General features: G+C 69.0%; 4 protein-coding genes. 3 read left to right on the top strand and 1 reads right to left on the bottom strand.

Annotated elements, in window-relative coordinates; all coding sequences use genetic code 11:
- The first annotated feature begins 196 nt into the window (after positions 1-196).
- The 3 genes from FXN61_RS47660 (at position 197) to FXN61_RS47650 (ending at position 3086) form a co-directional block, all read left to right on the top strand.
- Positions 197-1720, top strand: a complete 1524-nt coding sequence (locus FXN61_RS47660) for a trypsin-like serine peptidase (protein ID WP_167980368.1) — start codon at positions 197-199, stop codon at positions 1718-1720.
- Positions 1721-1782: 62 nt separating this feature from the next.
- The gene (locus tag FXN61_RS47655) at positions 1783-2736 is read left to right on the top strand and encodes an OmpA family protein (RefSeq protein ID WP_167980367.1); all 954 of its coding nucleotides are present in this window, start codon (positions 1783-1785) and stop codon (positions 2734-2736) included.
- An 8-nt stretch (positions 2737-2744) separates the two neighbouring features.
- Positions 2745-3086, top strand: a complete 342-nt coding sequence (locus FXN61_RS47650; RefSeq protein ID WP_167980366.1) for a sunset domain-containing protein — start codon at positions 2745-2747, stop codon at positions 3084-3086.
- A gap of 45 nt (positions 3087-3131) precedes the next feature.
- On the opposite strand, the gene FXN61_RS47645 is transcribed toward FXN61_RS47650, so the two are convergent.
- Positions 3132-3995 carry an alpha/beta fold hydrolase gene (locus FXN61_RS47645; protein WP_167980365.1) on the bottom strand — a complete coding sequence of 288 codons (864 nt, stop codon included), beginning with the start codon at positions 3993-3995 and terminating at the stop codon, positions 3132-3134.
- Positions 3996-4269: the final 274 nt, after the last annotated feature.

Below are 4269 nucleotides of genomic sequence, written 5' to 3'. Positions count from 1 at the left end.
AGCCCTTGGTCAGACTTGTTGATCGTGGTTGACGACCTGTCTACCAAGGGCTTCACCCATGCCTGAGCCCACCCCACCTGCAAGATCAGGATGGAAAAGACTCACCACCAACGCGGTGTTGGTGGTACTTGCAGACGCCAGACTCGGGTTCCCGAAAACGCCCCGCGCGTGCCCTCCTCGGCATCATGATCGACACATGTTGAGAATCCTCGCAGCAGCAGCGCTGGTCGTTGCTCTGCTACCGGGAACGGCAGCCGCGGCCACCCCGAAGAGCGCTGTCACCAGCCCGCGCCCGGAGGTCGGTGTGCTGTCCGAGGGCAGCCTGAGCAAGCACGGCTGCTCCGCGAGCATCGTCGAAAGCCCCAAGGGCAACATCGTCGCCACCGCGGCGCACTGCGTCTACAACCGCAAGAACGTCTTCTTCACGCCCGGCTATCACGATGGGCAAGCCCCGTACGGCACCTGGCGGGCCGTGGCGACCTACGTCGATGAACGCCGGAAGACCAACAACGACATCAACGGCGCGGGCTCGCCCTACGACTTCGCGTTCCTCGTGCTGGAGCCGCACAACGGCCGCAACGTCGCGGAGGTCACCGGTTCGGCGTTGCGGCTGAAGATCGACGCCGCGCTGCCGGCGGCCATGACCGTGGTCGGCTATCCGTCGGACACGAACAAGTACCAGGACAAGCCGTACGCGTGTGACAGCACCAGCTCACGCGACGGAGCCTCGTGGCAGACGCTGCAGTGCACCGGCATCGCCAGCGGTTTCAGCGGCGGGCCGTGGATCAACCGCGACACGAAGGACCTGATCGGCGTGATCGGCGGCAAGGGGCAGGACCTGCCCGCCTCCGATCCCCGCAACTACAGCGTCCGCTTCGACGCCACCGTGAAGGCCGTCTACGACAAGGCCGCCGCCGCACCCGTGCCGCCCGGCAACGGCAACCTCGGCCACCCGCTGGGCACCGGAGCCACCTGGAAGCACGCCGACCTGATCACCTCCGGCGACTACACCAGCGCACTGCAGCCGGACACGATCGTCAAGTGGAGCGACGGCGAGGTCACCCTCTACCGCGGCGGCGACACGACCGACCCGCAAAAGCCGTACTCCGGCGAGACCCGTCTCGCCGCACCCAAGTCCATCTGGAGCCACGCCAAGGCCATCGCCACGGTCAACCGCGGACTCGCTGTGACGTGGAGCGACGGTGAAGTCACGTACTACAGCTCGGTGAACGAGAACGGGTTCCAGGGCGAAACCCAGCTCTCCGCCCCGAACGACCTGTGGCGCGACCACGCCCAAATCCTCGCCGGCGCTGGCCGCGACCTCGTCGTGGTGTGGAACGACGGAGAGGTCACCCGGTACAACGACATCGCCGCCAACCGCCTCGGCAACGAGACCCGGCTCGCCGCACCGAGGTCCATCTGGACCCATGCCCGCAGCATCAGCGGCGGTAGCTACACCGGCTCCAGCGCCGCGGACCTGCTGGTGCGGTGGAGCGACGGCGAGCTCACCCTCTACGCCGACGTCGCGGGCGGGCTCGGCCAGGAACACCGGCTCCAGGCGCCCAGCGACCTGTGGACCCACGCCACCGTCGTCTCCGGCCGCGGCAACTCCATCCTCGTGCGCTGGTCCGACGGTGAGGTCAGCCTCTACCTGGGGGTCGGCACCAGCCTGCAGCGCGAGATCCAGCTCGTCCTCCCGGAGCGACACCTGACCGGGTGAAGTTCAGTCCGAAAGACTGGGGCGATTGGATTTTCCTCATCAAGATCAGGTAATCCCTCCGCGTGCGCTTGCCTCACGCGGTTTGGATCGGCGGGCTGTTGGTGCCCGCGCTGCTCGCCGCCACCGGTGTGTTCGTCCACGGCGGTGGCATCGAACGGACGCTGCACGCCGAAGTGCGTTCAGCGATGGGAAAGGCGGGGTTCGACGGCGTGGTCGCGGTGAACGGCCGTTCGGTCGTCGTCAGCGAAGTCTCGCCGCGGTCAGTGGACGCGGTGCGCGCCGTCGTCTCCACCGTGTCCGGTGTCGGCAGCGCGGACGTGCGGCCCGCCGGTCCCGCGCAACTGCTCGTCGCGGTGCGCGGCGGCGAGATCCTGCTGTCCGGCGCTGTCACGGACGACGCGGAACGGCGTGCGCTCCTCGAAGCGGTGACGTCCGGCGATCACCGCGTCACGGCCGCGCTCCGGCTCGGCGGCTCGCTGCCGATTCCTCCAGCCGTGGTCGAACGGCTGCTCTCCGCCGCCTTGTCCGCCAAGGTGTCGGACGTGACCGCGACCGTCCACAACGGTCAGGTCGCGATCGCGGCCCGCGTGCCGGACGAGGCTCGCGCGACGGCCGTTCGTGACGCCTTCAAGCAGGCGGCGAACGGCCTGCGGGTGACGGACCGCATCGAGGTCGGCCCGTCCACCGCGGCCGGCGACCTGAACGTCGAAGCGCTGCACGACTCGATCAACGGCAACGGCGCGATCCGGTTCGTGCAGGGCACGACAGCGTGGGAAGGCGATGGACCGGCGCTCGTCGAACGCGTCGGGCGCATGCTCCTGGTCGCACCGCGCGCCTCGATCACGTTGGTAGCACACGGCACCGACCCCGCGATGGCGACGACGCGCGCGCAGATGGTCCGCGACGTGCTCGTGAGCCAGGGCGTGTCACCCGCGTTGATCGCCACCGAGACCCGTCCCGCCCCCGACGGCGAGTACGACCCGGCCACGCGCCAGGTCGACGTCGTAGTCCGTTAGGAGTTCTTGTGCTCTGGTTGTTCTCGCAGATGTTCGTGCTGTGCGCGGTGTCGTTCGCCGCCGGTTCGCTGCTGACGTGGTTGTCGGTGCGCGGGCGCGCGAAGGCCGAGCCGCCGAAGCCGGTGCTGGCACTGCCCGCGCCCCGGCCCTCGGAGGAGAAGGTGGTCGTGGCGCCGCCGGCCCAGGAGAAGTCCTTGCCGCTCAAAGGAAACTCCAAGACGCTGGTGTACCACACGTCCAAGTCTCCGTACTACCGGAGGATGAAGGGCGACATGACGTTCGGATCGGAGGCCGAGGCGGTCGCGGCCGGGTACCGGATGTGGACCACCAAGGCGCGCGTCAAGGCGTGAAAGCGGAGAAGGGGCTGTCCGGCGGGCAGCCCCTTCTCCTTGGAGTTATCGGCTGAGCAAGTCGCGGATCGCACCAGCCACCACATCTGGCGCTTCCTCGGCCATGAAGTGTCCACAGGAGACAGTGCGGTGGTCGAGGTCGGGCGCCCACGCCCGCCACAGCGCCTCGGCGTCGAACCCGAGTGCCGCGCCCCAGTCCTGCTGCAGCACTGTGACCGGCATCTTCAGCTGGTTGCCCGACTCGCGGTCTGCGGTGTCGTGCTCGACGTCGATCGTCGCCGACGCCCGGTAGTCCGCGACGATCGACGTGACGGCCTCACGGCTCGCGCGAAGGTATTCGGCACGGATGTCGGCGGGGAACGGGGAGTTCCCCCAGATGTCGAGGAAGTGGCCGAAGAACGCGTCCGGCCGGGCGCCGATCAGTTCTTCCGCCAGGCCCGGCGGCTGCGCCATCAGAAACAGGTGGAACCCGATGGCGGCGGACGTTCCGCGCATCACGTCCCACATGTCCAGCGTGGGCAGCACGTCGAGCGACGCGACGTGCGTGACGCGGTCCGGGTGGTCGAGGCCGGTACGGAACGCGACGAGCGCACCCCGGTCGTGGCCGGCCAGCGCGAACCGGTCGTGCCCGAGTGCCTGCGCGACGGCCGCGACGTCGGCGGCCATGGTGCGCTTGGCGTAGGTAAGGCCGGTGTCGGCGGGCTTGTCGCTGTCGCCGTACCCGCGCAGGTCAGGCATGATCACGGTGTGGTCGGCGGCCAGGTCGGCGGCGACGTGCCGCCACATGAGGTGGGTCTGCGGGAAGCCGTGCAGCAGCACGACGGGGCTCCCCGAGCCGGTGGTGGCCACGGTGAGCTCAACGCCGTCGGAGACCTGAACGCGCTGGTAGTCGAATGCAGTGTGGTTCACGCCCACACCCTGCGCGCACCCGATCAGCAACGAGTCAGCGCCAGTGGTGTGGCTTGCAACGTTGGCGGTGAATTCACGCTCAGCAGGACGCCTCGCGGCAGTCTGACCGCGAATTCGCACGGCAACGTTTCGAGCCACACCACTACGCTCAGCGTGTGGTGACGTTCGGGGTGCTCGGCCCGCTGACCGCGGGATCCGCCCGCCTCGGCGGCCCGAAGCAGCGCGCCGTGCTGGCCAGGCTGCTGGTCGCCCGGCGCCGTGTCGTGCCGGTGCG

The organism is Lentzea indica (assembly GCF_012184385.1).
Lineage (GTDB): Bacteria > Actinomycetota > Actinomycetes > Mycobacteriales > Pseudonocardiaceae > Lentzea > Lentzea indica.
Note: the sequence above shows the minus strand (reverse complement) of the source record. Positions and strands in the feature narration are given on the sequence as shown.

Bases quoted from the DNA above. Each gene is read 5' to 3' on its own strand.
- FXN61_RS47660 (WP_167980368.1), top strand. From the start codon at position 197: ATGTTGAGAATCCTCGCAGCAGCAGCGCTGGTCGTTGCTCTGCTACCG.